At 41.5% G+C, this 24,370-nt stretch carries 15 protein-coding genes, 22 tRNA genes and 3 rRNA genes; 5 read left to right on the plus strand and 35 right to left on the minus strand.

Annotated features, from left to right (window positions below; translation table 11 throughout):
* Positions 1-31: 31 nt before the first annotated feature.
* The 26 genes from QNH29_RS24450 to QNH29_RS24575 form a co-directional block, all read right to left on the minus strand.
* Positions 32-1,177, minus strand: coding sequence for a glucose-1-phosphate adenylyltransferase (locus tag QNH29_RS24450; RefSeq protein WP_283861888.1), 1,146 nt, complete (start codon positions 1,175-1,177; stop codon positions 32-34).
* Positions 1,119-3,065 carry a 1,4-alpha-glucan branching protein GlgB gene (gene glgB / locus QNH29_RS24455; RefSeq protein WP_283861889.1) on the minus strand — a complete coding sequence of 649 codons (1,947 nt, stop codon included), beginning with the start codon at positions 3,063-3,065 and terminating at the stop codon, positions 1,119-1,121. Before glgB ends, QNH29_RS24450 begins: the two co-directional genes overlap by 59 nt.
* Before the next feature lie 1,275 nt (positions 3,066-4,340).
* Positions 4,341-4,412, minus strand: a tRNA-Glu gene (locus QNH29_RS24460).
* Positions 4,413-4,423: 11 nt separating this feature from the next.
* A tRNA-Ser gene (locus QNH29_RS24465) sits at positions 4,424-4,514 on the minus strand.
* An 8-nt stretch (positions 4,515-4,522) separates the two neighbouring features.
* A tRNA-Asn gene (locus QNH29_RS24470) sits at positions 4,523-4,597 on the minus strand.
* Between the two features lie 34 nt (positions 4,598-4,631).
* Positions 4,632-4,708: transfer RNA gene (locus QNH29_RS24475), tRNA-Ile, on the minus strand.
* A 6-nt stretch (positions 4,709-4,714) separates the two neighbouring features.
* A tRNA-Gly gene (locus tag QNH29_RS24480) sits at positions 4,715-4,788 on the minus strand.
* Positions 4,789-4,806: 18 nt separating this feature from the next.
* Positions 4,807-4,882: transfer RNA gene (locus QNH29_RS24485), tRNA-His, on the minus strand.
* A 29-nt stretch (positions 4,883-4,911) separates the two neighbouring features.
* A tRNA-Phe gene (locus QNH29_RS24490) sits at positions 4,912-4,987 on the minus strand.
* 6 nt (positions 4,988-4,993) lie between these two features.
* Positions 4,994-5,070 (minus strand) — tRNA-Asp (locus tag QNH29_RS24495).
* A gap of 3 nt (positions 5,071-5,073) precedes the next feature.
* Positions 5,074-5,147, minus strand: a tRNA-Met gene (locus tag QNH29_RS24500).
* Between the two features lie 70 nt (positions 5,148-5,217).
* Positions 5,218-5,310 (minus strand) — tRNA-Ser (locus QNH29_RS24505).
* Positions 5,311-5,327: 17 nt separating this feature from the next.
* Positions 5,328-5,404, minus strand: a tRNA-Ile gene (locus QNH29_RS24510).
* A gap of 56 nt (positions 5,405-5,460) precedes the next feature.
* A tRNA-Met gene (locus tag QNH29_RS24515) sits at positions 5,461-5,537 on the minus strand.
* A gap of 35 nt (positions 5,538-5,572) precedes the next feature.
* A tRNA-Ala gene (locus tag QNH29_RS24520) sits at positions 5,573-5,648 on the minus strand.
* A gap of 17 nt (positions 5,649-5,665) precedes the next feature.
* Positions 5,666-5,742: transfer RNA gene (locus QNH29_RS24525), tRNA-Pro, on the minus strand.
* Positions 5,743-5,749: 7 nt separating this feature from the next.
* Positions 5,750-5,826: transfer RNA gene (locus tag QNH29_RS24530), tRNA-Arg, on the minus strand.
* 29 nt (positions 5,827-5,855) lie between these two features.
* A tRNA-Leu gene (locus QNH29_RS24535) sits at positions 5,856-5,944 on the minus strand.
* Between the two features lie 9 nt (positions 5,945-5,953).
* Positions 5,954-6,028, minus strand: a tRNA-Gly gene (locus QNH29_RS24540).
* A 35-nt stretch (positions 6,029-6,063) separates the two neighbouring features.
* A tRNA-Leu gene (locus QNH29_RS24545) sits at positions 6,064-6,148 on the minus strand.
* A gap of 42 nt (positions 6,149-6,190) precedes the next feature.
* Positions 6,191-6,266 (minus strand) — tRNA-Lys (locus tag QNH29_RS24550).
* A 71-nt stretch (positions 6,267-6,337) separates the two neighbouring features.
* Positions 6,338-6,413: transfer RNA gene (locus tag QNH29_RS24555), tRNA-Thr, on the minus strand.
* Positions 6,414-6,477: 64 nt separating this feature from the next.
* Positions 6,478-6,553 (minus strand) — tRNA-Val (locus QNH29_RS24560).
* Between the two features lie 10 nt (positions 6,554-6,563).
* Positions 6,564-6,679 (minus strand): 5S ribosomal RNA (gene rrf / locus QNH29_RS24565).
* 127 nt (positions 6,680-6,806) lie between these two features.
* A 23S ribosomal RNA gene (locus tag QNH29_RS24570) occupies positions 6,807-9,741 on the minus strand.
* A gap of 189 nt (positions 9,742-9,930) precedes the next feature.
* Positions 9,931-11,480, minus strand: a 16S ribosomal RNA gene (locus tag QNH29_RS24575).
* Together the 16S, 23S and 5S rRNA genes with 21 tRNA genes alongside form the textbook arrangement of a ribosomal RNA operon.
* A 577-nt stretch (positions 11,481-12,057) precedes the next feature.
* On the opposite strand from QNH29_RS24575, the gene QNH29_RS24580 reads away from it, so the two are divergent.
* From QNH29_RS24580 to QNH29_RS24595, 4 genes are all read left to right on the plus strand, one after another.
* Positions 12,058-12,753 carry an MgtC/SapB family protein gene (locus QNH29_RS24580; RefSeq protein WP_283861890.1) on the plus strand — a complete coding sequence of 232 codons (696 nt, stop codon included), beginning with the start codon at positions 12,058-12,060 and terminating at the stop codon, positions 12,751-12,753.
* A gap of 76 nt (positions 12,754-12,829) precedes the next feature.
* Positions 12,830-12,902, plus strand: a tRNA-Ala gene (locus QNH29_RS24585).
* A gap of 337 nt (positions 12,903-13,239) precedes the next feature.
* Positions 13,240-13,569, plus strand: a complete 330-nt coding sequence (locus QNH29_RS24590) for a DUF485 domain-containing protein (protein ID WP_283861891.1) — start codon at positions 13,240-13,242, stop codon at positions 13,567-13,569.
* Positions 13,566-15,098, plus strand: a complete 1,533-nt coding sequence (locus QNH29_RS24595; protein WP_283861892.1) for a solute symporter family protein — start codon at positions 13,566-13,568, stop codon at positions 15,096-15,098. The genes QNH29_RS24590 and QNH29_RS24595 overlap by 4 nt, the downstream gene beginning before the upstream one ends.
* Positions 15,099-15,138: 40 nt before the next feature.
* Here the strand turns inward: QNH29_RS24595 and QNH29_RS24600 are convergent, their stop codons facing one another.
* Together QNH29_RS24600 and QNH29_RS24605 are read right to left on the minus strand one after the other, a co-directional pair.
* Positions 15,139-16,488 (minus strand): DEAD/DEAH box helicase, encoded by a 1,350-nt coding sequence (locus QNH29_RS24600; RefSeq protein ID WP_283861893.1) that lies wholly within the window; start codon positions 16,486-16,488, stop codon positions 15,139-15,141.
* A 121-nt stretch (positions 16,489-16,609) separates the two neighbouring features.
* Entirely contained in the window at positions 16,610-16,849 is a 240-nt protein-coding gene (locus QNH29_RS24605) for a sulfurtransferase TusA family protein (protein ID WP_283861894.1), read from the minus strand.
* Between the two features lie 123 nt (positions 16,850-16,972).
* On the opposite strand from QNH29_RS24605, the gene QNH29_RS24610 reads away from it, so the two are divergent.
* Positions 16,973-17,860, plus strand: a complete 888-nt coding sequence (locus tag QNH29_RS24610) for a selenium metabolism-associated LysR family transcriptional regulator (RefSeq protein ID WP_283861895.1) — start codon at positions 16,973-16,975, stop codon at positions 17,858-17,860.
* Positions 17,861-18,031: 171 nt separating this feature from the next.
* Here the strand turns inward: QNH29_RS24610 and QNH29_RS24615 are convergent, their stop codons facing one another.
* The 7 genes from QNH29_RS24615 to QNH29_RS24645 all read right to left on the minus strand — a co-directional run bounded on the left by QNH29_RS24615 (position 18,032) and on the right by QNH29_RS24645 (position 24,368).
* Complete coding sequence (locus QNH29_RS24615) at positions 18,032-19,531, minus strand: acyl-CoA synthetase (RefSeq protein WP_283861896.1); 1,500 nt, start codon at positions 19,529-19,531, stop codon at positions 18,032-18,034.
* A 112-nt stretch (positions 19,532-19,643) separates the two neighbouring features.
* Positions 19,644-20,384 carry a 3-oxoacyl-ACP reductase FabG gene (fabG, locus tag QNH29_RS24620; RefSeq protein WP_283861897.1) on the minus strand — a complete coding sequence of 247 codons (741 nt, stop codon included), beginning with the start codon at positions 20,382-20,384 and terminating at the stop codon, positions 19,644-19,646.
* A complete protein-coding gene (gene phaZ / locus QNH29_RS24625) occupies positions 20,381-21,283 on the minus strand; it encodes an intracellular short-chain-length polyhydroxyalkanoate depolymerase (RefSeq protein ID WP_283861898.1) in 903 nt (300 codons plus the stop codon). The genes fabG and phaZ overlap by 4 nt, the downstream gene beginning before the upstream one ends.
* Positions 21,284-22,297 carry a 3-oxoacyl-ACP synthase gene (locus tag QNH29_RS24630; protein WP_283861899.1) on the minus strand — a complete coding sequence of 338 codons (1,014 nt, stop codon included), beginning with the start codon at positions 22,295-22,297 and terminating at the stop codon, positions 21,284-21,286. It lies immediately after the preceding gene.
* Between the two features lie 16 nt (positions 22,298-22,313).
* On the minus strand, positions 22,314-22,493 hold the full coding sequence (locus tag QNH29_RS24635) for a hypothetical protein (protein WP_283861900.1): 180 nt from the start codon (positions 22,491-22,493) through the stop codon (positions 22,314-22,316).
* An 11-nt stretch (positions 22,494-22,504) separates the two neighbouring features.
* Complete coding sequence (locus QNH29_RS24640; protein ID WP_283861901.1) at positions 22,505-23,503, minus strand: branched-chain amino acid ABC transporter permease; 999 nt, start codon at positions 23,501-23,503, stop codon at positions 22,505-22,507.
* 4 nt (positions 23,504-23,507) lie between these two features.
* Positions 23,508-24,368, minus strand: a complete 861-nt coding sequence (locus QNH29_RS24645; protein WP_283861902.1) for a branched-chain amino acid ABC transporter permease — start codon at positions 24,366-24,368, stop codon at positions 23,508-23,510.
* Between the last annotated feature and the right edge of the window lie 2 nt (positions 24,369-24,370).

Here is a 24,370-nt window from a genome sequence, read left to right on the forward strand (position 1 = left end):
CCGATGGCGCCCGCAGCTAAATAGCACTTTTTTAAAAAGCAGGATATAACCCACTTAACATTTCTTCAGTAACAAGGATAATTTCATCATCAAATGAACGAATTACGGTCCCATCTGGGATAATAACATCACTTGGAACAATTGCTTTTTCAATCTTTACATTTTCGCCAATCACTGCATCTGGCATGATCACAGATTCCTTAATAATGGATCCTTTTCCAACACTAACTCCTTGAAATAAAACAGAATTATCAATTTCCCCTTCAATCGTACAGCCTTCATTAATTAGAGATTCCTTCACAACTGCTTCAGGAGAGATATACTGAGGAGGCTGATTAGGATTGACAGAGTAGATTCTCCAATCCTGATCAAATAAATCTAAATCGCATTCTTCATTTAAAAGATCCATATTTGCTTCCCAAAGACTCTTAACTGTACCTACATCCTTCCAATAGCCTTTAAAAGGATAGGCGTATAACTTCTTATTTTCATCTAAGAGAGTTGGAATGATGTCTTTGCCAAAATCGTGGGATGATTTAGAATTTCTAGCGTCCATCTCAAGATATTCTTTCAGTATATTCCAGCTAAAAATATAAATGCCCATCGAAGCTAAATTATTCTTCGGTTCTGCCGGCTTTTCCTCAAACTCTGTTATTCTCAAATCCTCGTTTGTATTCATAATCCCAAAACGACTTGCTTCCGCCCAAGGAACCTCAATTAATGAAATGGTGACATCTGCTCTTTTCTCGATATGATACTCAAGCATACTCTCATAATTCATTTTGTATATATGGTCACCCGAGAGAATGAGTACATATTCTGGCTGGTATTGCTTTAAATAATTAAGGTTTTGATATATAGCACTTGCAGTTCCCGTATACCACTTTACCTCGGAAGTCTCAGCATATGGAGGTAAAACGGTTACCCCTCCATCTTTTCGGTCAAGGTCCCATGCACTGCCAATGCCTATATATGAGTTTAATAGCAATGGCTGATACTGAGTTAAGACTCCGACTGTATCAATACCTGAATTAGTACAATTGCTTAATGGAAAATCAATGATTCTGTACTTTCCTCCAAAAGGAACAGCAGGTTTTGCCAAATCTTTTGTAAGTGAGTTAAGTCTGCTTCCTTTCCCTCCTGCCAATAGCATTGCCACGCACTTTTTCTTTCCCATTACCTTTTCTCTCCTTTCGTTTTTTCACCGGTCGAATGATCTGAAAGCCAAAAGGCGGTATCGTCACATTAACGGAATATGGTCTGCCATGAAATGGCTCTTCTAAAGCCATAAATGTTCTTTTATTAATAAAGCCAGCACCGCCAAAGTCTGCATCGTCACTATTAAAAATTTCACGAAACTCGCCTTGAGCAGGTACGCCAATCTTATATTCGGGATAGTGTATACCCGTAAAATTGCAAATGATAACTAAATAATCATTTTCGGTTTTTCCTTTTCTAATAAAAGAGAAGACCGATTGGCTATAGTTATTACAGTCAATCCATTCAAAACCATCATGCATATGGTCCAGTTCATACATAGCTTTAGATCGTTTATATAGTTTTGTTAATTGTTTAACATATAGATTTACATTTCGGTGCATTTCATAATCTAACAGGTTCCAATCTAACTGTTCTTTGTCTTTCCATTCTGCAAACTGACCTAGTTCAAATCCCATAAATAAGAGATTCTTTCCGGGATGTGCGAACATATATCCTAAAAGCAGCCGCAGTTGCGCGAATTTCTCCCAATAATCACCCGGCATTTTGTCTAACAATGACTTTTTACCATGTACAACTTCATCATGTGAAAACGGGAGCATAAAGTTTTCTGAAAAGGCATAGAGAAGCGAAAATGTTACCTTATTATGAACACTAGAACGTGCAAATGGCGGGGTTTCCATGTATTTTAAAACGTCATTCATCCAGCCCATGTTCCACTTGTAATCAAAGCCCAATCCCCCGTAATGGACCGGGGCTGTAACATTAGGAAAATCTGTTGAATCCTCCCCTATCATGACAAAGGTTGGATCATACTGATGAACCTCTATGTTTAATTTTTTTAGAAAGTCTATCCCAAATGGGTTTTCAAGGTTTTCAGCTGAATTCGGCCAATATATGATGTTTGCAACAGCGTCCATCCTAATCCCATCAATATGGAAGTAATCAATCCAAAAAAATGCATTTGAGATCAGGAAACTTTGGACCTCTCCTTTTCCAAGGTCAAAGTTTGCTGTACCCCAAACATGATTTTCCCTGTCACCTTCTGTTTCGTAAGAATAAATATGTGAACCGTCAAAGCGGTATAAACCATGTGAATCCTTACAAAAGTGACCCGGCACCCAATCAAGTATTACGCCAATTCCATTCTGATGACATTGATCTACAAAGTACATAAAGTCCTTTGGTGTGCCGTAACGGGAGGTTGCAGAAAAGTATCCAGTACCCTGGTATCCCCAAGATCCGTCAAAGGGGTGCTCGATAAGGGGTAATAATTCAATATGTGTAAATCCATGTTCAAGCACATAAGGTATGAGTTCTTCAGCCATTTCCTTATATGTTAAAAAATCACCATTTTCATGTTTCTTCCATGAACCAAAATGCATCTCATAGATGATCTGTGGTTCTGATAAAAAGTTTCTTTTTTGCTTTCGATGCATCCAATGATTATCCTGCCAATCGTAATTTTTCAAAGAATAAACGATTGATGCGGTATTTGGCCGCAGTTCAGAATAAAATGCATATGGATCTGCTTTTAAAAGACTTTCATTTTGCGCTGTGATTATTTCATATTTATAGAGGCAGCCATTCAGGTCTTGATTAATGACACTAATCCATACACCTTCATTGTTTACCCTATGTAAATCGTAACCTTCTCCATTCCAGTTATTGAAACTTCCAACCAGTCTTACTTGTTTAGCATTTGGAGCCCACACACAAAATCGAGTATATACTTTGTCGGATTCTTTAAAAACGTGTGCCCCGAACAGCTGGTGACTTTGAAAAAGGTTGCCCTCATGAAATAAATGCAACTGATAGTCTGTTGGATAAAACGTATTCACTGCCATTATTAACCTCATCCTTGTGAAAATGTATTTCAAGGGTTAATTATAAGTGCAAAATACAAATATCTCTTGTAAAACTTTTTTATCTTTTCTGACAATAAAAGATATAGTTTGTCATATTACGAGGTTTTACAGCACCTTTCGACAAGATTAAACAAGAAATCCTTCATGAAAAGACAAAAATATATAAAGTTTTTTTGCAATTTTGGGTAAAAAATATTATTTAAATTATAAGAAACTTTAACATGTAAAAGTGCTAAATATTCAGTGGATGTAAGCGTTATCAACGGTTTCCTTAGCGGACCGGGTAAACTAAATATTATATAGATATAATATTTAGTTTAGAAAAAGTACTCTTAAGTCTTGGACAAGCGATTGGCACTTCAAAGGATAGGAATGTTTGTTTTTCTTATATAGCAACAAATTTTACGGGATTAAATTGGAATGTTTATTCATAGGAGATAGATGGAAAATAGGAATGTTTGACACAAATTATATGGATAGAATAACTCATTGTGGATATCGATAGGGGTTCGCTTCTCCCCCCTGGGCTGTGAGTGACTCAAATTGATTTAGACAGAGGTATCGTGTCACTATAAGCCTTCTATAGTGACCCTAATTCCGTTTGCTGAAACGTTTTGGTCACTATAGACCTTCCATAGTGACCCTAATTCCGTTTGCTGAAACCTTTCGGTCACTATAGACCTTTCATAGTGACCCTAATTCCGTTTGCTTCAACGTTTTGGTCACTATAGACCTTTCATAGTGACCCTAATTCCGTTTGCTTCAACGTTTCGGTCACTATAGACCTTTCATAGTGACCCTAATTCCGTTTGCTTCAACGTTTCGGTCACTATAGACCTTTCATAGTGACCCTAATTCCGTTTGCTTCAACGTTTCGGTCACTATAGATCTTCCATAGTGACCCTAATTCCGTTTGCTTCAACGTTTCGGTCACTATAGACCTTCCATAGTGACCCTAATTCCGTTTGCTGCAATGTTATGGTCACTATAAACTTTCCATAGTGACCCTAATTCCGTTTGCTGCAACGTTTCGGTCACTATAGACCTTCCATAGTGACCCTAATTCCGTTTGCTGCAACGTTTTGGTCACTATAGACCTTTCATAGTTACCCAAATATCTATTGTTTAAATATTTCGGTTACTATAGACTTTATACCTAGTGAAGTTATAGATAATTGATGGAAGAATCGTCATTTTTACTGACAGAAATAAGCACAAAAAAACTGATGATAATTTATCATCAGCCTTTTTGTATGACCCCTACGGGATTCGAACCCGTGTTACCGCCGTGAAAGGGCGGTGTCTTAACCGCTTGACCAAGGGGCCTTATATCTTTATGGCGGAGAAGGAGGGATTTGAACCCTCGCGCCGGTTACCCGACCTACACCCTTAGCAGGGGCGCCTCTTCAGCCTCTTGAGTACTTCCCCATAAAAAATGGCTCCGCAGGTAGGACTCGAACCTACGACCGATCGGTTAACAGCCGATAGCTCTACCACTGAGCTACTGCGGAACAATGAAAAATTATTTTGCTGTCGCAAAAATTCTGGTGGGCCTAAATGGACTCGAACCATCGACCTCACGCTTATCAGGCGTGCGCTCTAACCAGCTGAGCTATAGGCCCATAAATTGGAGCGGGTGATGAGAATCGAACTCACAACATCAGCTTGGAAGGCTGAGGTTTTACCACTAAACTACACCCGCATTTAATATATTTATAGATGGGGCGACTGATGGGAATCGAACCCACGAATGTCGGAACCACAATCCGATGCGTTAACCACTTCGCCACAATCGCCATCATAATAATACAATCTTTAAAGTAAATGGTGGCTCAGGACGGAATCGAACCGCCGACACAAGGATTTTCAGTCCTTTGCTCTACCGACTGAGCTACTGAGCCAACATATGGCGGTCTGGACGGGACTCGAACCCGCGACCTCCTGCGTGACAGGCAGGCATTCTAACCAACTGAACTACCAGACCATATTGCGGGGACAGGATTTGAACCTGCGACCTTCGGGTTATGAGCCCGACGAGCTACCAGACTGCTCCACCCCGCGACAATAGAAATTACCACATTTTATTCTTGTCCATTGTTTGTATAGACTATTTGCTGAAGAATTAATAATATGGCGGAGGAAGAGGGATTCGAACCCCCGCGCGGTTTAACCCGCCTGTCGGTTTTCAAGACCGATCCCTTCAGCCGGACTTGGGTATTCCTCCATATTATATAAAGTTACTGGTGGACCTTGTAGGACTCGAACCTACGACCGGACGGTTATGAGCCGTCTGCTCTAACCAGCTGAGCTAAAGGTCCAAATAAAAGTACTATTTAACTAAATTTAATTGGTTATTTTGCTGCGCAAAAAACTTTGGTAGCGGCGGAGGGGATCGAACCCCCGACCTTACGGGTATGAACCGTACGCTCTAGCCAGCTGAGCTACACCGCCAAATATTAAATTAAGTTATTTTTTTCTATGAACTTTGGTGGAGCCTAGCGGGATCGAACCGCTGACCTCCTGCGTGCAAAGCAGGCGCTCTCCCAGCTGAGCTAAGGCCCCGTATTGTTTTAAAAGAATGGTCGGGAAGACAGGATTCGAACCTGCGACCCCTTGGTCCCAAACCAAGTGCTCTACCAAGCTGAGCTACTTCCCGTAAAATATGGCGCGCCCGAAAGGAGTCGAACCCATAACCTTCTGATCCGTAGTCAGACACTCTATCCAATTGAGCTACGGGCGCAATATTTTAATTGTAACTTATTAAAAACTTGGTGCCGAGGACCGGAATCGAACCGGTACGGTAGTCACCTACCGCAGGATTTTAAGTCCTGTGCGTCTGCCAGTTCCGCCACCCCGGCAACTTACTTTGGAGCGGAAGACGGGATTCGAACCCGCGACCCCCACCTTGGCAAGGTGGTGTTCTACCACTGAACTACTTCCGCATATATGGAAGATTATTTTGCTTTGCAAAAAATCTTGGTGCGGGTGAAGGGAGTCGAACCCCCACGCCTTGCGGCGCCAGATCCTAAGTCTGGTGCGTCTGCCAATTCCGCCACACCCGCATATTAAAGTGGAAAGTTATTTTTACTACCGCAAAAAAACTTTGGTGAGCCATGAAGGACTCGAACCTTCGACCCTCTGATTAAAAGTCAGATGCTCTACCAACTGAGCTAATGGCTCATATAATTGGCACTTATATGATTACTGATGATCTATGCTGCCGCTGATATGAACCAACGAAGTAAAGAGCATGGTGCCGGCTAGAGGACTTGAACCCCCAACCTACTGATTACAAGTCAGTTGCTCTACCAATTGAGCTAAACCGGCATATATGGAACATTATTTTCTCTATCGTGAAAAAATGTTGGTTATTTTGCTTCGCAAAAAACTATGGTGGAGGATGACGGGATCGAACCGCCGACCCTCTGCTTGTAAGGCAGATGCTCTCCCAGCTGAGCTAATCCTCCATATGATACAGCCTGGCAACGTCCTACTCTCACAGGGACAAAGTCCCAACTACCATCGGCGCTGAGAAGCTTAACTTCCGTGTTCGGTATGGGAACGGGTGTGACCTTCTCGCCATTATTACCAGACTATTTTCTCAAAGACAAAATCTATTATAATGTCTTTTTAAATATTTTTCAAGAGGTTTTTTAAAAAATTCATTCCCTCAAAACTAGATAATTCAGAAGAAGTTTGTAAAAACGAGTTCACCTTAAATTGGTTAAGTCCTCGAACGATTAGTATCAGTCAGCTCCACACGTTACCGCGCTTCCACCTCTGACCTATCAACCTGATCATCTTTCAGGGTTCTTACTAGCTTGACGCTATGGGAAATCTCATCTTGAGGGGGGCTTCATGCTTAGATGCTTTCAGCACTTATCCCGTCCGCACATAGCTACCCAGCGATGCCTTTGGCAAGACAACTGGTACACCAGCGGTGCGTCCATCCCGGTCCTCTCGTACTAAGGACAGCTCCTCTCAAATTTCCTGCGCCCACGACGGATAGGGACCGAACTGTCTCACGACGTTCTGAACCCAGCTCGCGTACCGCTTTAATGGGCGAACAGCCCAACCCTTGGGACCGACTACAGCCCCAGGATGCGATGAGCCGACATCGAGGTGCCAAACCTCCCCGTCGATGTGGACTCTTGGGGGAGATAAGCCTGTTATCCCCGGGGTAGCTTTTATCCGTTGAGCGATGGCCCTTCCATGCGGAACCACCGGATCACTAAGCCCGACTTTCGTCCCTGCTCGACTTGTAGGTCTCGCAGTCAAGCTCCCTTGTGCCTTTACACTCTGCGAATGATTTCCAACCATTCTGAGGGAACCTTTGGGCGCCTCCGTTACTCTTTAGGAGGCGACCGCCCCAGTCAAACTGCCCACCTGACACTGTCTCCCACCCCGATGAGGGGTGCGGGTTAGAATTTCAATACAGCCAGGGTAGTATCCCACCGACGCCTCCACCGAAGCTGGCGCTCCGGTTTCTCAGGCTCCTACCTATCCTGTACAAGCTGTACCAAAATTCAATATCAGGCTACAGTAAAGCTCCACGGGGTCTTTCCGTCCTGTCGCGGGTAACCTGCATCTTCACAGGTACTATAATTTCACCGAGTCTCTCGTTGAGACAGTGCCCAGATCGTTACGCCTTTCGTGCGGGTCGGAACTTACCCGACAAGGAATTTCGCTACCTTAGGACCGTTATAGTTACGGCCGCCGTTTACTGGGGCTTCGATTCAGAGCTTCGCTTGCGCTAACCCCTCCTCTTAACCTTCCAGCACCGGGCAGGCGTCAGCCCCTATACTTCGCCTTGCGGCTTCGCAGAGACCTGTGTTTTTGCTAAACAGTCGCCTGGGCCTATTCACTGCGGCTCTTCGAGGCTATTCACCTCAAAAAGCACCCCTTCTCCCGAAGTTACGGGGTCATTTTGCCGAGTTCCTTAACGAGAGTTCTCTCGCTCACCTTAGGATTCTCTCCTCGCCTACCTGTGTCGGTTTGCGGTACGGGCACCTTTTATCTCGCTAGAGGCTTTTCTTGGCAGTGTGGAATCAGGAACTTCGGTACTATATTTCCCTCGGCATCACAGCTCAGCCTTAAGGTGAACGGATTTTCCTATTCACCAGCCTAACTGCTTACACGCACATATCCAGCAGTGCGCTTACCCTATCCTCCTGCGTCCCCCCATCACTCAAACGATAAAGAGGTGGTACAGGAATATCAACCTGTTGTCCATCGCCTACGCCTTTCGGCCTCGGCTTAGGTCCCGACTAACCCTGAGAGGACGAGCCTTCCTCAGGAAACCTTAGGCATACGGTGGATGGGATTCTCACCCATCTTTCGCTACTCATACCGGCATTCTCACTTCTAAGCGCTCCACCAGTCCTTACGGTCTAGCTTCAACGCCCTTAGAACGCTCTCCTACCACTGACACCAACGGTGTCAATCCACAGCTTCGGTGTTACGTTTAGCCCCGGTACATTTTCGGCGCAGAGTCACTCGACCAGTGAGCTATTACGCACTCTTTAAATGGTGGCTGCTTCTAAGCCAACATCCTGGTTGTCTAAGCAACTCCACATCCTTTTCCACTTAACGTAAACTTTGGGACCTTAGCTGGTGGTCTGGGCTGTTTCCCTTTTGACTACGGATCTTATCACTCGCAGTCTGACTCCCACGGATAAGTCTTTGGCATTCGGAGTTTGTCTGAATTCGGTAACCCGATGAGGGCCCCTAGTCCAAACAGTGCTCTACCTCCAAGACTCTTACAACGTGAGGCTAGCCCTAAAGCTATTTCGGAGAGAACCAGCTATCTCCAAGTTCGATTGGAATTTCTCCGCTACCCACACCTCATCCCCGCACTTTTCAACGTGCGTGGGTTCGGGCCTCCATCCAGTGTTACCTGGACTTCACCCTGGACATGGGTAGATCACCTGGTTTCGGGTCTACGACCACATACTCATTCGCCCTATTCAGACTCGCTTTCGCTGCGGCTCCGTCTCTTCAACTTAACCTTGCATGGGATCGTAACTCGCCGGTTCATTCTACAAAAGGCACGCCATCACCCATGAACGGGCTCTGACTACTTGTAGGCACACGGTTTCAGGATCTCTTTCACTCCCCTTCCGGGGTGCTTTTCACCTTTCCCTCACGGTACTGGTTCACTATCGGTCACTAGGGAGTATTTAGCCTTGGGAGATGGTCCTCCCAGCTTCCGACCGGATTTCACGTGTCCGGCCGTACTCAGGATCCACTCAGGAGGGAACGAAGTTTCAACTACAGGGTTTTTACCTTCTATGACGGACCTTTCCAGATCGCTTCATCTACCCCGTTCCTTTGTAACTCCATGTTGAGTGTCCTACAACCCCAAGAGGCAAGCCTCTTGGTTTGGGCTATGTCCCGTTTCGCTCGCCGCTACTCAGGGAATCGCGTTTGCTTTCTCTTCCTCCGGGTACTTAGATGTTTCAGTTCCCCGGGTCTGCCTTCAATACCCTATGTATTCAGGTAAAGATACTGCTCCATTACGAGCAGTGGGTTCCCCCATTCGGAAATCTCCGGATCAAAGCTTACTTACAGCTCCCCGAAGCATATCGGTGTTAGTCCCGTCCTTCATCGGCTCCTAGTGCCAAGGCATCCACCGTGCGCCCTTTCTAACTTAACCTAAATGGTTATACTCTTAAATTAATAAGAGAGAAAAACTAAAATGGCGATTCTCGGTTTTACTTTGACTTCTTCTTACGATTATCTAGTTTTCAAGGAACAAAATATTTTGAGAGATTGTTCTCTCAAAACTAAACAAACAAGTAACGGTCAACTTCTTATCAGTCCGAAAGGACTGCATTATCCTTAGAAAGGAGGTGATCCAGCCGCACCTTCCGATACGGCTACCTTGTTACGACTTCACCCCAATCATCTGTCCCACCTTAGGCGGCTGGCTCCTTGCGGTTACCCCACCGACTTCGGGTGTTACAAACTCTCGTGGTGTGACGGGCGGTGTGTACAAGGCCCGGGAACGTATTCACCGCGGCATGCTGATCCGCGATTACTAGCGATTCCGGCTTCATGCAGGCGAGTTGCAGCCTGCAATCCGAACTGAGAATGGTTTTATGGGATTGGCTAAACCTCGCGGTCTTGCAGCCCTTTGTACCATCCATTGTAGCACGTGTGTAGCCCAGGTCATAAGGGGCATGATGATTTGACGTCATCCCCACCTTCCTCCGGTTTGTCACCGGCAGTCACCTTAGAGTGCCCAACTGAATGCTGGCAACTAAGATCAAGGGTTGCGCTCGTTGCGGGACTTAACCCAACATCTCACGACACGAGCTGACGACAACCATGCACCACCTGTCACTCTGTCCCCCGAAGGGGAAAGTCCTATCTCTAGGAGTGTCAGAGGATGTCAAGACCTGGTAAGGTTCTTCGCGTTGCTTCGAATTAAACCACATGCTCCACCGCTTGTGCGGGCCCCCGTCAATTCCTTTGAGTTTCAGCCTTGCGGCCGTACTCCCCAGGCGGAGTGCTTAATGCGTTAGCTGCAGCACTAAAGGGCGGAAACCCTCTAACACTTAGCACTCATCGTTTACGGCGTGGACTACCAGGGTATCTAATCCTGTTTGCTCCCCACGCTTTCGCGCCTCAGCGTCAGTTACAGACCAGAAAGCCGCCTTCGCCACTGGTGTTCCTCCACATCTCTACGCATTTCACCGCTACACGTGGAATTCCGCTTTCCTCTTCTGTACTCAAGTCCCCCAGTTTCCAATGACCCTCCACGGTTGAGCCGTGGGCTTTCACATCAGACTTAAAGGACCGCCTGCGCGCGCTTTACGCCCAATAATTCCGGACAACGCTTGCCACCTACGTATTACCGCGGCTGCTGGCACGTAGTTAGCCGTGGCTTTCTGGTTAGGTACCGTCAAGGTACCGGCAGTTACTCCGGTACTTGTTCTTCCCTAACAACAGAGCTTTACGACCCGAAGGCCTTCATCGCTCACGCGGCGTTGCTCCGTCAGACTTTCGTCCATTGCGGAAGATTCCCTACTGCTGCCTCCCGTAGGAGTCTGGGCCGTGTCTCAGTCCCAGTGTGGCCGATCACCCTCTCAGGTCGGCTACGCATCGTCGCCTTGGTGAGCCGTTACCTCACCAACTAGCTAATGCGCCGCGGGCCCATCTGTAAGTGTCAGCCGAAACCGACTTTCAGCTTTTCCTCATGAGAGGAAAAGGATTATCCGGTATTAGCTCCGGTTTCCCGAAGTTATCCCAGTCTTACAGGCAGGTTGCCCACGTGTTACTCACCCGTCCGCCGCTAACCAAGAGGTGCAAGCACCTCAAGATTCGCTCGACTTGCATGTATTAGGCACGCCGCCAGCGTTCGTCCTGAGCCAGGATCAAACTCTCCAAGAAAGTTGATATAGCTCATTTTGTTACGTTGGCTAGTTTCTATAAGAAGAAACTATTTTTTGTTGACGTTCTTGTTTGTTTAGTTTTCAAAGAACAATTTTTAATCTTTTCTGAGCTCGTCCTATTTAAGCGGCTCAAAAGCGACCTCTTTAATTTAACATATCCTTCATCTCAATGTCAACAACTTTTTCGAAAAACTTTTTTTGTTGTGTGACCTCTCGGTGAGGACGAGATTTAATATAACACGTTCTAAAAATGTTTGCAATATAATTTATAAAGTTTTTTCACTTTGCTTCTCTGAAATAAAACCACGATTAACTTAAAACTGATTTAAAGTTTATAAATGAATAAAAATACCTAAGATAAGCCATTTAGGAGATGTACTCATAAAATTAGTCTTTCATGTATATGTAATTAGAGAAGTCTAGAAATTAGTCATACAGGGATTAGTGATACCTTAACCACTGATAATTTAGTAATAGGAAATTTTTCTTTTTTTAACAAAGTAGCGATGTCGTATAATAGTAATTAGCGTTACCTTTTGCATTATAACAACTTTTTAGTAATGGACGTGAAGCCAATGGAGAATATTGACTACGATATATTAATAAAACTTGGGATTTCAGCTATTTTAGGACTTATCATTGGACTGGAACGAGAATTAAAGCGAAAACCTGTAGGACTTAAAACCAGTCTTGTTATCTCTGTCGTGAGTTGTCTGTTAACCATTGTTTCAATAGAATCCGCTTATATGTTTCCCGATTCTGATAATGTAAGAATAACTATGGATCCTCTTCGTCTAGCAGCACAAATCGTTTCAGGGATTGGTTTTCTTGGAGCGGGTGTAATCCTTAGAAGGGGAAATGATAGTATCTCTGGATTAACAACAGCCGCGATGATATGGGGTGCCGCAGGAATCGGAATTGCGGTTGGCGCCGGTTTCTTTATTGAGGCATTTGTCGGTGTTACATTACTCATCATTAGTGTCGAATTGGTCCCTTACGTTATGAAATTTATTGGTCCAAAACAATTGCGGGAGAAAGAAATTAGTCTTCAACTATTTATTAGAGATAAAATCCAAATTGATAATGCCATTTCATTTTTAATGGCGAAAAAATATATTATTCGCCGAATACGTATAAAGGATTTAGACAACGGTGACCATCTAGTTCAGATACTAGTTGCAGTAGATTACCGTGAAAAAACTACGGATGTGTATGATTCGGTATCAAATCTAGACGGAGTTCAAAAGGTCGAGATTGAAAGTATGGGTTAATATATTTTTACAAAAAATGAAAAATACTATTGCAAGAATGATACAAGAAAGATATAATTTTTCTTGTATCATATTCGGGGGCTTAGCTCAGCTGGGAGAGCGCTTGCATGGCATGCAAGAGGTCGTCGGTTCGATCCCGATAGTCTCCATCATCAAAAAACCTTTGCGCTGCAGAGGTTTTTTTCTTTTTATCTTCATTTACTTCCACGCTTGGAAAAAACCTCAAATAGTATTTACTGTCTATATAGTAAAAAATACTTTTTCCAAAAAAATGAAATTTTTCCTATTGTCAAAATTAATATTCTGCTCCTATAATAATAAACGTAGCAAAAAAATTAAATATTTAGAAAAGTCTGTAATAAGGAGGCGATATCAAAGTCATTTATTTACGCCTAAATCTAAATTTTGATTTATTTATTACCAATGGGTTTATTTTTTCCTCATAAGTTATTTGTACATTTTCTACAATGAGAGGGGGAGCTTCCAATGGAAGCACGAAAAATAACAGCAAATACCGAAAGCGATTACACCTCTATTGTTCAATCAGCTTCATTCCAGAAATTACTCTCCGAAAAGAAAAAATTCATCATTCCTATCACGATATTCTTCTTTTGTTTCTATTTTGCATTACCTATTTTAACTTCATTTTCAACGGTACTAAATAACAAATTCATAGGCAGTATTTCATGGGCATGGGTTTTTGCTTTTCTTCAATTTGTTATGACATGGGGATTGTGTATGCTTTACTCCAAAAAGGCAGCCAAATTTGATGATTTAGCTGAAAAGGTTGTTAAAGAAGGAGGGAAAGACAAATGAATACAGCTGCTTTTACTATGTTTCTTGGCATCGTATTTCTAACTCTAGTTATTACATATTTCGCTTCGAAACGTACAAAAAACGCTAGTGAATTCTACACCGCAGGAGGAGGACTTACAGGCTGGCAAAACGGGTTGGCTATTGCAGGTGATTATATGTCTGCCGCCTCATTTCTTGGTATTGCTGGTGCGGTTGCATTAACAGGCTTTGATGGATTCTTTTACAGTATTGGGTTCCTAGTTGCCTATCTGGTTGTTTTATATTTGGTTGCGGAACCATTGCGTAATTTAGGAAAATATACTTTTGCTGATATGATTGCAGCACGCTTTGATGCCAAAAAAGTTCGTGGTTTTGCTGCCATGAACACAATAACTATTTCTATCTTTTATATGATCGCTCAGCTTGTAGGAGCTGGTGCACTTATTAAACTATTATTAGGATTGGAATATACTACATCTGTTTTAATTGTTGGTGTATTAATGACAGTTTACGTTATTTTTGGCGGTATGCACGCAACAAGCTGGGTTCAAATTATTAAAGCTGTCCTTTTAATGGGAGGTACCTTCTTAATTTCAATTGTTGTTTTCGCTAAATTTAACTTTAGTATTACAGATATGTTTGATCAAATGAAAACAGCAACCCCATTAAAGGAAGCGTTCTTAAATCCAGGGGTAAAATACAAGGATGGAATAGACACCCTTTCATTAAATATGGGACTAGTATTAGGTACTGCGGGGCTGCCTCATATTCTTGTAAGGTTCTTTACAGTTAAGGATGCAAAAACAGCGCGAAGTTCTGTCGTTTATGCAACTTGGGTTATTGGGCTATTTTATGTAATGACGATTTTCCTCGGTTTCGGCGCTGCTGCATTTGTTGGTACAAACGATATAGTAGCTGCAAATGCATCTGGAAACATGGCAGCTCCACTTTTAGCACAGGCACTTGGCGGAAACATGCTGTTCGCATTTATTTCTGCAGTGGCATTTGCTACAATCCTTGCTGTTGTTGCAGGGCTTGTTCTAACCGCCGCTTCTGCTTTTGCACATGATTTCTACAATGAAATTCTAAAAAAAGGAAAAGCGACCGAAAAGCAACAGGTAAGTATGGCTCGCTGGGCAGCAATTGGTGTTTCAATACTTTCAATTGTTTTAGCTTTAGGGGCTCAAACCCTTAACGTTGCCTTCTTGGTTTCTCTGGCATTTGCTGTAGCTGCAAGTGCAAATCTGCCTGTCATTATTTACACAATTTACTGGAAACGATTTAATACTACCGGAGCAATTAGTGCCATGGTAGTTGGACTTATCTCAGCTATTGGGCTTGTCATCATCAGTCCGAATGTTTTTAGTCCCGAAGTAGGAAAAGCTATTTTCGTAGGTAACCCGCTTTTCCCATATACGACACCAGGAATTGTATCAATACCATTAGGATTTCTTGCAGGATACCTAGGAACGAAACTCTCCAGCCAGAAGGCTGACATGAAGAAATATGATGAAGTTTTAGTCAAATCCAATCTCGGGGTTGGACAATAAAAATCGAAACAAGGGACTGAAAGTAAATTCAGTCCCTTGTTTATTTGCTGCGCCTGCCTTTCGCAAGGCCAGAAGCGGAGCTTTTCCTATCCCGCCTGCCGCCTTCCTGATTCGATTGAGATTGTTTGCCCTTCACCTGTTTAGACTTCAAGCTATTTTTAGACGAGATTTTACTATCTCTCCTAGTACTGCTGGCTCCTTTCTGTTTGTCACCTTGCTTTCCTGTATATTTCTTTTGTTTAGATGGTTCTTGGCTATTTTTACGATTACCTTCAGTATTGCCGATGTTTTGTTTTTGAATATTGATATTTAGTTCTTTTTCAATCATCTCTAGTGTTGGACGATCATCTGTGGAGTAAAAAGTAATGGCCAGTCCTTTTGTACCTGCTCTTCCCGTTCTCCCAATACGATGGACAAAGCTTTCGGCATCCTGCGGGATGTCATAATTAAATACGTGTGTTACACCTTCAACGTCCAGCCCTCTTGCTGCTACATCTGTCGCTATCAATAATTGAATTTCCCCATCCCTGAAACGTTTCATCACCTGCTCTCTTTTAGCTTGTGATAAATCACCATGAAGTTCATCGCACAAAAATTTATGTGATTTTAACACTTCATATAGCTTTGAGACTCTTCTCTTTGTTCTGCAAAAAATAACAGCTAAATATGGCCGATATGTTTCAATTAATTGAATAAGTGTTGCTTGCTTAGCTCTATCAGTCGTATGAATGGCAATCAGCTTAACATTTTCAGCAGGGCCCTGCGTTTTTTCCACTTGGATATATTGCGGTTTACGCATATGCTTATTGGCTAAAGTTCTTATCTCTTCTGGCATAGTAGCAGAAAAAAGCATCGTCTGACGAGTTATAGGTGTTTCACTGATGATATCGACCACTTCATTCAAAAAGCCTATGTGGAGCATTTGATCGGCCTCATCAAGAACTAAAAAGGATACTTCGGATAGCTGAACTGTTCCTCTTCTAATGTGGTCCAAGAGCCTGCCTGGGGTGCCGACTACAATCTGAACATTTTTCTTTAATCTTTTTAACTGTTTTTCAACATCCTGTCCACCATATACAGCAAGTACATCGACTCCTGGAATATCATCTGTTAACTTTTGAAATTCATCCGTAATTTGTAACGCTAATTCTCTTGTCGGGGTAACAATGAGAGCTTGAACATGTGACACTTGTGGATTTATTTTTTCTAGAATTGGCAGTATGAACGCGTATGTCTTTCCTGTTCCTGTTTGGGCTTGGGCAATGACATCTTTTCCATCCATTACAATTGGTATTGATTTTTCTTGAATTGGAGTTGGCTGCGCTACACCATAGCTCCTTAATTTAGTTATAATTGACTGTGAAATACCTAACGATTTAAAATCAGGCAAAAAAATCCCTACTTTCTCTATCTCTAACAAAATTTTGTCTTATTAATATTGATTGTTTAACAACGAAATAGCAAATATTCCTTTTTAAAAACAAAAAAGACCTATCCATACGAAAGGTCTTTTAGCGTTTTTCGATATAGTAATAACTACTTTCTCCAAAATCTTTCCGTTCAAGGAGTAAATGTGTTTGTATTCTGCACCAGGATGGCAGTTTTTCTTTCAAACCTGGTTCAGTAGATATGATTTCGAGTATATTTCCCTTATTCAAATCCTTCATAGTGGAGGTCAGGCTAATTACGAGTTCTTCATATCTGGTTTTACCTGCATCATAGATAAGGTCTGGTACATATTGGAGTGACATCCATTCAGCTCCCATCAGAGTATTACTTTCATTATAAAAAAATGATATGATGAAATAAATTCAATTTATCTATTCTATCAATGAATTTAAATCGGTCTTGTATATAGTAAAGGGGAAAAACCAATGGATTTACATCAATTGTTTGTTTTTACAAAAGTAGTTGAACATAAAAGTTTTTCGAAAGCGGCTGAAGATATATTTTTAAGTCAATCAACCGTAAGTTCACATATTCAGTCATTGGAAAGGACTCTAAATGTAAATCTATTTGATCGTGTCGGGAGAGAAATCATTCTTACTCCATCTGGAGAACGTTTGTATCAATGGGCTTTAAAGCTTCTATTACTAAAGGATCAGGCTATGCTTGACTTAAAAGAGGGCGTAACAGAGCTTAGAGGAATGATTCGAATCGGAGCAAGTTCTGTACCTGGGCAATTTATGATTCCAAAAATGGTTAAATCATTTCGAGTACAATACCCAAAAGCAACTTTTCATATCAACCAATCATCATCCAAAAATGTAGCTGATCGAGTTCTAAATGGTTCAGTAGACTTTGGAATATTAGGTGAAAAATACGAAAATGAAAAACTGTGTTATATCCCTTTACTCAAAGAAAACCTAGTACTTATCACATCAAAAGAATCTGGCCTTGTTGGACCAGTGTCTATCCAACAGCTGCTAAGTTACCCTTTTATTATGAGAAACTCTGACTCGGGAACCAACTCCCTCATCGAAAAATTCTTGAAAAAAAATCAGATATCAAAAGATCAAATGAATATTGTAGCGTATACCGAAAATGGGCAAAGTTTGATTCAGTTTGTACTCCAAAATATCGGTATTGCCATTATTTCAGAAATGGCAGCAAGGGAATACTATGATAGAAATTTATTAACGATTCATGAAATCAATGAATTCAATGAAGAACGATATTTTTATCTTGTTTACAACTTAAACAAAACACAATCAATGTTATCCAAATTATTTATTGAAAATGCACATCAGCTCCTTAATTAGTTCATACAAAAAGGCTGGAACTCCAGCCTCCTTTTTGTTTACGGTTTGAGAATAACTTTTATAATCATCCACATGACTTGAGTGAACAGCTTCAAGTTGATTTAAATGTCTCCGATACTGCCTTAAAACTTGCACAAAAATAAAGAAAAAGGAGGACTCGGGGTTCTCCTTTTATGTTTGTCTACTAAATTCTTTTAATTTCTTCTTATCGATTTTTCCAACATGTGTTTTTGGAAGTTCTTCTAGTTGAATGAACTTCTTTGGAATTTTGTATCTTCCGAGTTTTTTTTCGCAATAATTAATAAGTTCTTCTTCCTCAATCACATAAGAATGTTTTGTGACGATAAAAGCTGTAACAAGTTCCCCCCATTTGTCATCTGGCAGCCCTATTACTGCCACTTCATCCACTGCAGGGTGTGCGGCTACCCAATGTTCAATCTCGAGAGGGTAGACATTTTCACCTCCTGTGATGATCATATCCTTTTTTCTGCCAACAATATAATGGAATCCTTCTTGATCCTTTTTCGCTAAGTCTCCAGTATGAACCCAGCCATCTTTTTTCGTTTCCAATGTAGCGAATTCGTTATTCCAGTAATGCGAAAAAGAATGTTTTCCTTTTATTAAAAGTTCTCCAACTTCGTTTACATTTGCTTCCTGACCCTTTTCCTTAACGAGTTTTATGTCATTAAATAACATTGGCTTTCCAACTGAACCCCGTTTTACCTGTGCATCTTCATGATGTATAAAGAAATTATTCGGTCCTGCTTCCGTTAAACCATAGCCTTCTTTAAAAGCCAGCCCTTTTTCTTGAAAGGCTTCGTATACTTGTAATGGACAAGGTGCTGCTCCCGATAAGAAAATCTTCATGGATGGAAATTTACTTTTCCGAAATTCTTCTGTTTGAATAAGCAGATGGTACATGGTAGGCACAAGGAGAATAATCGTACAATTGTATTGATGTATGGAATGGACCGCTTTTTGTCCTGAATACTGATCAGCAATAACCAACGTTCCCCCACTCATTAATATTGGAAGTGATAAGGCATTTAGTCCGCCTGTATGAAACATCGGCATATAGTTGATGGTTACGTCCTCTTGGGTTAAGTTCCAACTGAGAATGGTATTAATGGCATTCCATTGTATAGATTGGTGGCTCAATACAACTCCTTTTGGTTTGCCAGTCGTTCCTCCTGTATAGATTATTGCTAAAGGATCATGTTCAGAAATTTCTCGTATTAATTTATGATCATTTTTCCCTGTCACTATCTCATCGTACTCAGCCCCCCCAATATAAAAAGATTGAGGTACAGCGGATTCTAAGGCAGTAAACATATTCTCAAACTTTCGATGAACACCAAGCAATACTGGAGTACAATCCAACAAAATTTCATGTAATTCATGCACTGACAGACGCCAATTTAGCGGAACAAAAATGGCACCAATTTTTCCACAAGCAAAGAATAAATCAAAATAACTGATGTCATTCGGCGATAGCAGTGCAACGCGATCACCTTTCTTTACACCTTGACCCGTTAACCACCCAGCTACTGCGGATGAACGATTATTTAATTCTCTATAAGTCCATGTCATATTATTAATATCAAGAATAACTGCATTTTTATTTGGTGATAATCTTGCTCTATTTTCCAGCCAATCGAGTTCCCGCCTCACCGTACAATCGCTCCTTCACAACTAGATGCCAATATCTTACTAAAAGGCAGTTACAGCAAAGTTACAAGACATAAAACAAAAAAACGACCCTTAAAAAGGGTCGTTGTTTAACTTACATCATGATTCCTCCATCAACATGAAGGACAGTTCCATTTACATAATTTGATTCATCAGATGCTAAAAACAAGTAGGCGTTTGCGATATCCTCTGGCTTCCCCAGCCGTGCCAAAGGGACCATTTGTTTCATTTGATCTAATATCCTTTCCGGCACTTTGGCAGTCATTCCCGTTTCAATAAAGCCAGGTGCCACAGCATTTACATTAATTCCTTTACGGCCAAGCTCTTTAGCCCATGTTTTCGTCATACCCACCACGCCAGCTTTGGTTGCGGCATAATTCGTTTGACCGATATTCCCATAAACACCTGAAACAGATGAAGTATTAATAATCTTCCCTTTTCCATTTTCAAGCATCGATGGTAATACTGCTTGTGTACAGTGAAATACTCCTGTAAGATTAACATCCACTACGGCTTGAAAATCCTCGGCAGATAATTTAGACAGCATGCCATCTTTGGTAATACCTGCATTATTGATAAGGATACTAATATTTCCATAAATTTCGCGGACCTTCTCAACCATTTCATCCACACTTGAACGCTGTGCAACATTCACTTGGAAAAAGCTTACTTCATAGCCTTTTTTTCTTAATTCCTGTGCTCTTTTTTCACCTTGTTCCACGTTAAAGTCTGCCATAGCAACCTTTGCACCTTCTTTCGCAAAGGTCTCAGCTGCAGTGAATCCAATACCGTTAGCTGCTCCAGTAATGATGGCCACTTTATCTTTTAATCTCATTTGAACACCTCAGTATTTAGGAATTTAGTAACCTCTGTTAATAATTGCGGTAAGTCGTCTACAAGTGGTGAATGACCACAATCCTTCAACTCAACGAATTTAGCCTTTGGTCCTAAGTCCTCTACCAACTCTCTTGTCATCTCTGCTGTAACAACAAGATCACGTTCTCCTCTTAATACTAGGACAGGTACGTTAATGTTATCCACTAGCCCGTTCCCTTCAACCAATCCATTATGATGATGACTAATATTAAACGTATTGTTAGAATGATGTACCTCCGCTAAGTTTCGCTGGGTTCTCATATCCTGAACATACTCATCATAAAGCTCTGGAGCCGGCTGATTTTTTGTATAGATGACAGCGTTCCAAATCAATTTCAAAAGTTCCACATTATTTGTGTCATAGGCCGCTTGTACTGGCAAAGTTCTAATTAAATCACGCTTAATATCCTCATAGGATGTAAATCTCCGAGGCAGATCGTTTTCGCTCAGCTTCCCATCAAATGGATAGCCCCTTGTAGATTCTGACGCTAGTAGAATAAGCTTATTACAGTACCCGTGATAATCGGCGGCAAATTGCATGGCTACAGCACCGCCAGTGGACCAGCCGACAATGGCAAAGTCCTTCAAGCCAATTTCATCCACAAATAGCTTAACATCATCGGAAAAATCTTTAATCGATGTGATAAGATTGTTGTAACTTGACAATCCAAAGCCGCGTAAATCCAAAGCATATAACTTATATTCATCAGGCATATGTTCTAGAAAAAGGTCCCAATGCTTAGAAGAGGTCATGTTTCCATGAATTAACAGCACTTTTTTTTCCCCGCCATGCCGCTCACGGTAGGCGATTGTTTCCCCATTTGTTAACTGTACTTCTTTAATTGTTACAAAAGCCATTTACCTCACCTTCCCCCATTTTATTGCAGATGCCCCCCATGCATAACCAATCCCAGCACTAACAAAAACGACTAGGTCACCATCTGTTACCTTCCCTTTTTTTAGTGCAAGCTCTAATGATAAGATTTGATCAATTTGACCGATATGTCCATATTCCTCCAGATAGATTGATTGTTCTTGGGATAATCCTAATTCTTTTAATACATATTCATGAGCAGACTTTTTCATGTGAAGCATGGCAATATAAGATATCTCTTCTTCTTTATACCCACTTTTTCTAACAGATTCTTTGATTACTTTAATAAAATTAACCATTGATTTTTGTTCCAATCGCTGCTTCATCCCCTCTGGGTCAAGGACATCCAGCATATTTAAGCGCTGGTCTATTGCTTCTTTTGTAATCGGATGTTTTGTACCGCCAGAAACGACCACCACATCCTCTGAAAAAGAACCGTCGGTGATTAGCTCACTTTCAAGCAAAACGTTCTCGTTATGATCTTTTTTCAATAGAATAGCTCCACCGCCAGCACCTAAGTTAAACATAAAGCGAGTCCGCGGATTCTGGTAGTCTATGAAATCTACATTACGGTATCCTCCTGCCAGCAGGACGGTTTTAATTGTTGAATCAGCGATCATCAAGCTTTTCGCAACCTTTAGCGCCATTACAGTAGTACCACATCTTAAGGCAACATCAAACGCCCAAGCATTAACAGCTCCAACGGCTTCCTGGAGTTTAATTCCAGCCGTCCATAGTGGATATTCCTTATGCTCTTCACCAATATAAATGATAACATCAATTTCCAAGGGGTTTATTCGTGCTCTTTCAATCGCCTGTTTGGCAGCTATAATCCCCATTTCACAGGTATGATCATTAGGGCCAGGTACATGTTTCTTTTTAATCCCCATCTTCCCTTCGACAACATGTACCGGGATACCTGCCATCTCTGCTATCTCTTTACCTGTCACGTATTTATCTGGAAGGTAAAGACCTGTACTAACAATTCCTATCTGCAAACCTCTCACCCCCTGACTAACAGTCTTCTATCATTGACTTCATAAAGGCGGTCGCATCTTCAATTGTCTCAAATAAAGTTTCCCGTTCTTCCTGCACATGGGTCACTTTAATTCTCCATTGTTTTTTTCCTGTTTCTTTTTCAACAGCCGCTAGTTGAAAACGAACGACGAAGGATGCAATTTGCATTGATTCCATTCAGCCTCCTCCTAACTCGCTAAATTTTCTTTTTTACCAGCCGTTTCCTGCTTTCTTCGTTTCCAGGTGAATTTCCTTAATGTTCCTACAATACCTAGTGGGAAGAATATGACAACTAGAATATATATAATGCCAAAGAAAATAATCCAGCGCTCAAATATCCAGTGCTCCTTTGCCAGTTCTGTTAACCCATCATGAGCAAATTCAATTAAGCCTGCACCAATAATGGCGCCAACTAAGGTACCTACACCGCCAATAATGGTCATTAATAAAGCATCTAAGGTAATATCCATCGTGAATACACTCGTATTTACGTATCGGAGGGACATCGCATAAAAGATTCCCGCGATTCCAGCTAATACACCAGAAACGACACTAGCTGCAATCTTATAATGTAATACTTGATACCCTAAAGACTCAGTTCGTTGCTCATTTTCTCGAATGGCCTGCAAAACTCTCCCAAGCGGGGAGTTAGTGAAGCGTTTTAAGATCATAAAAGCTGTTATCATTGAGACTAAACATATGATGTAAAAGTTAGTACGATCAATGAATACCTCCGGTACCCGAAAGGTAAATCCATCATTTCCAAACGTTAATGTCCGCCACTTTTCTGCTAAAACTAAGAATAATCCCGCTAGTGCCATTGTTAACATCGCGTAAAAATGACTTTTCAACCGAAGGGTCAGCAAGCCAACAATAAAGCTGACGATTGCTGTAATCAAAATTGTTGCCAATACTGCATAAGTAAAATGAATCATAGTAGGTTCAAAACGCTTCATGAATATCCCAATCGAATAGGCCCCGATACCAAAAAACATTGCATGACCAAAGGAGACAATTCCAGTGAAGCCTAATAATAAATCATAGCTCATCGCAAGAATGGCAAACACGAAAATTTGAGTTAAAAGGATTAACATGTTTCTAGACTCATAGACGAAAGGCAAGAGCAGCAGAAAAGCAGCAATGATGATATAAATAGCATTCACTCTATTTGATACAATCCATTTCATCCTCTCACCCCTTTCCGCCAAATAGTCCTTGTGGTTTTACAATCAAGACAACAGCCATTAAAAGCATATTTACTGCTAACGATAATTCCGGTACATAATATGCCATGAACGAACCAGACAGCCCAACTAAAATTGCTGCCATAACAGAACCCGTGAAATTACCCATCCCGCCAATAACAACAACAATAAATGCTAAGATTGCAAATTCCATTCCCATTCCCGCGTGAATAACACCTGAGTACGGTCCGAATAAGACTCCTCCTAAAGCGGCCATTCCGGAGCCAATCATAAATACAAACATAAAAACCCTTTTGATATTTATACCCAATGCCTGGACCATTTCCTTATTCATAACCCCAGCCCGGACAACCAAGCCAATTTTTGTTTTTTTGAGCAAGAACTGTACTCCTGCAAATACAAGTAATCCTACGGCAATAATAAATACTCGGTATTTAATAATAATCATATTGCCAATCTCCCAGCTGCCTTGTAAATAATCTGGTGGATTAGCGGTCAATTGGTTTGGTCCCCAAATAACTTTAAGCATTTCGGATAAAACTAGCATTAAGCCAAGGGTAATTAAAATTTGCTGAATATGGTTTCCATAAACGGGCTTGATAATCCACTTTTCAGTAATAATTCCGAGTATAAAACCAGTTAGTATTGCACCAATAATACCGGTAACGAAGCTCCCTGTAGTGGTATAAATCCATATACCACTGTAAGCTCCCCAAGCAAACAATCCGCCATGAGCGAAGTTAAGTACATCCATCAACCCAAAGATAAGCGTCAAGCCTGCAGCTAATAGGAAGATCAGCATGCCTGTTGCCAATCCATTTAATGTTAAATTGAATATTAGCTCCATTC

It is taken from the genome of Neobacillus sp. DY30 (assembly GCF_030123065.1).
GTDB lineage: Bacteria > Bacillota > Bacilli > Bacillales > Cytobacillaceae > Neobacillus.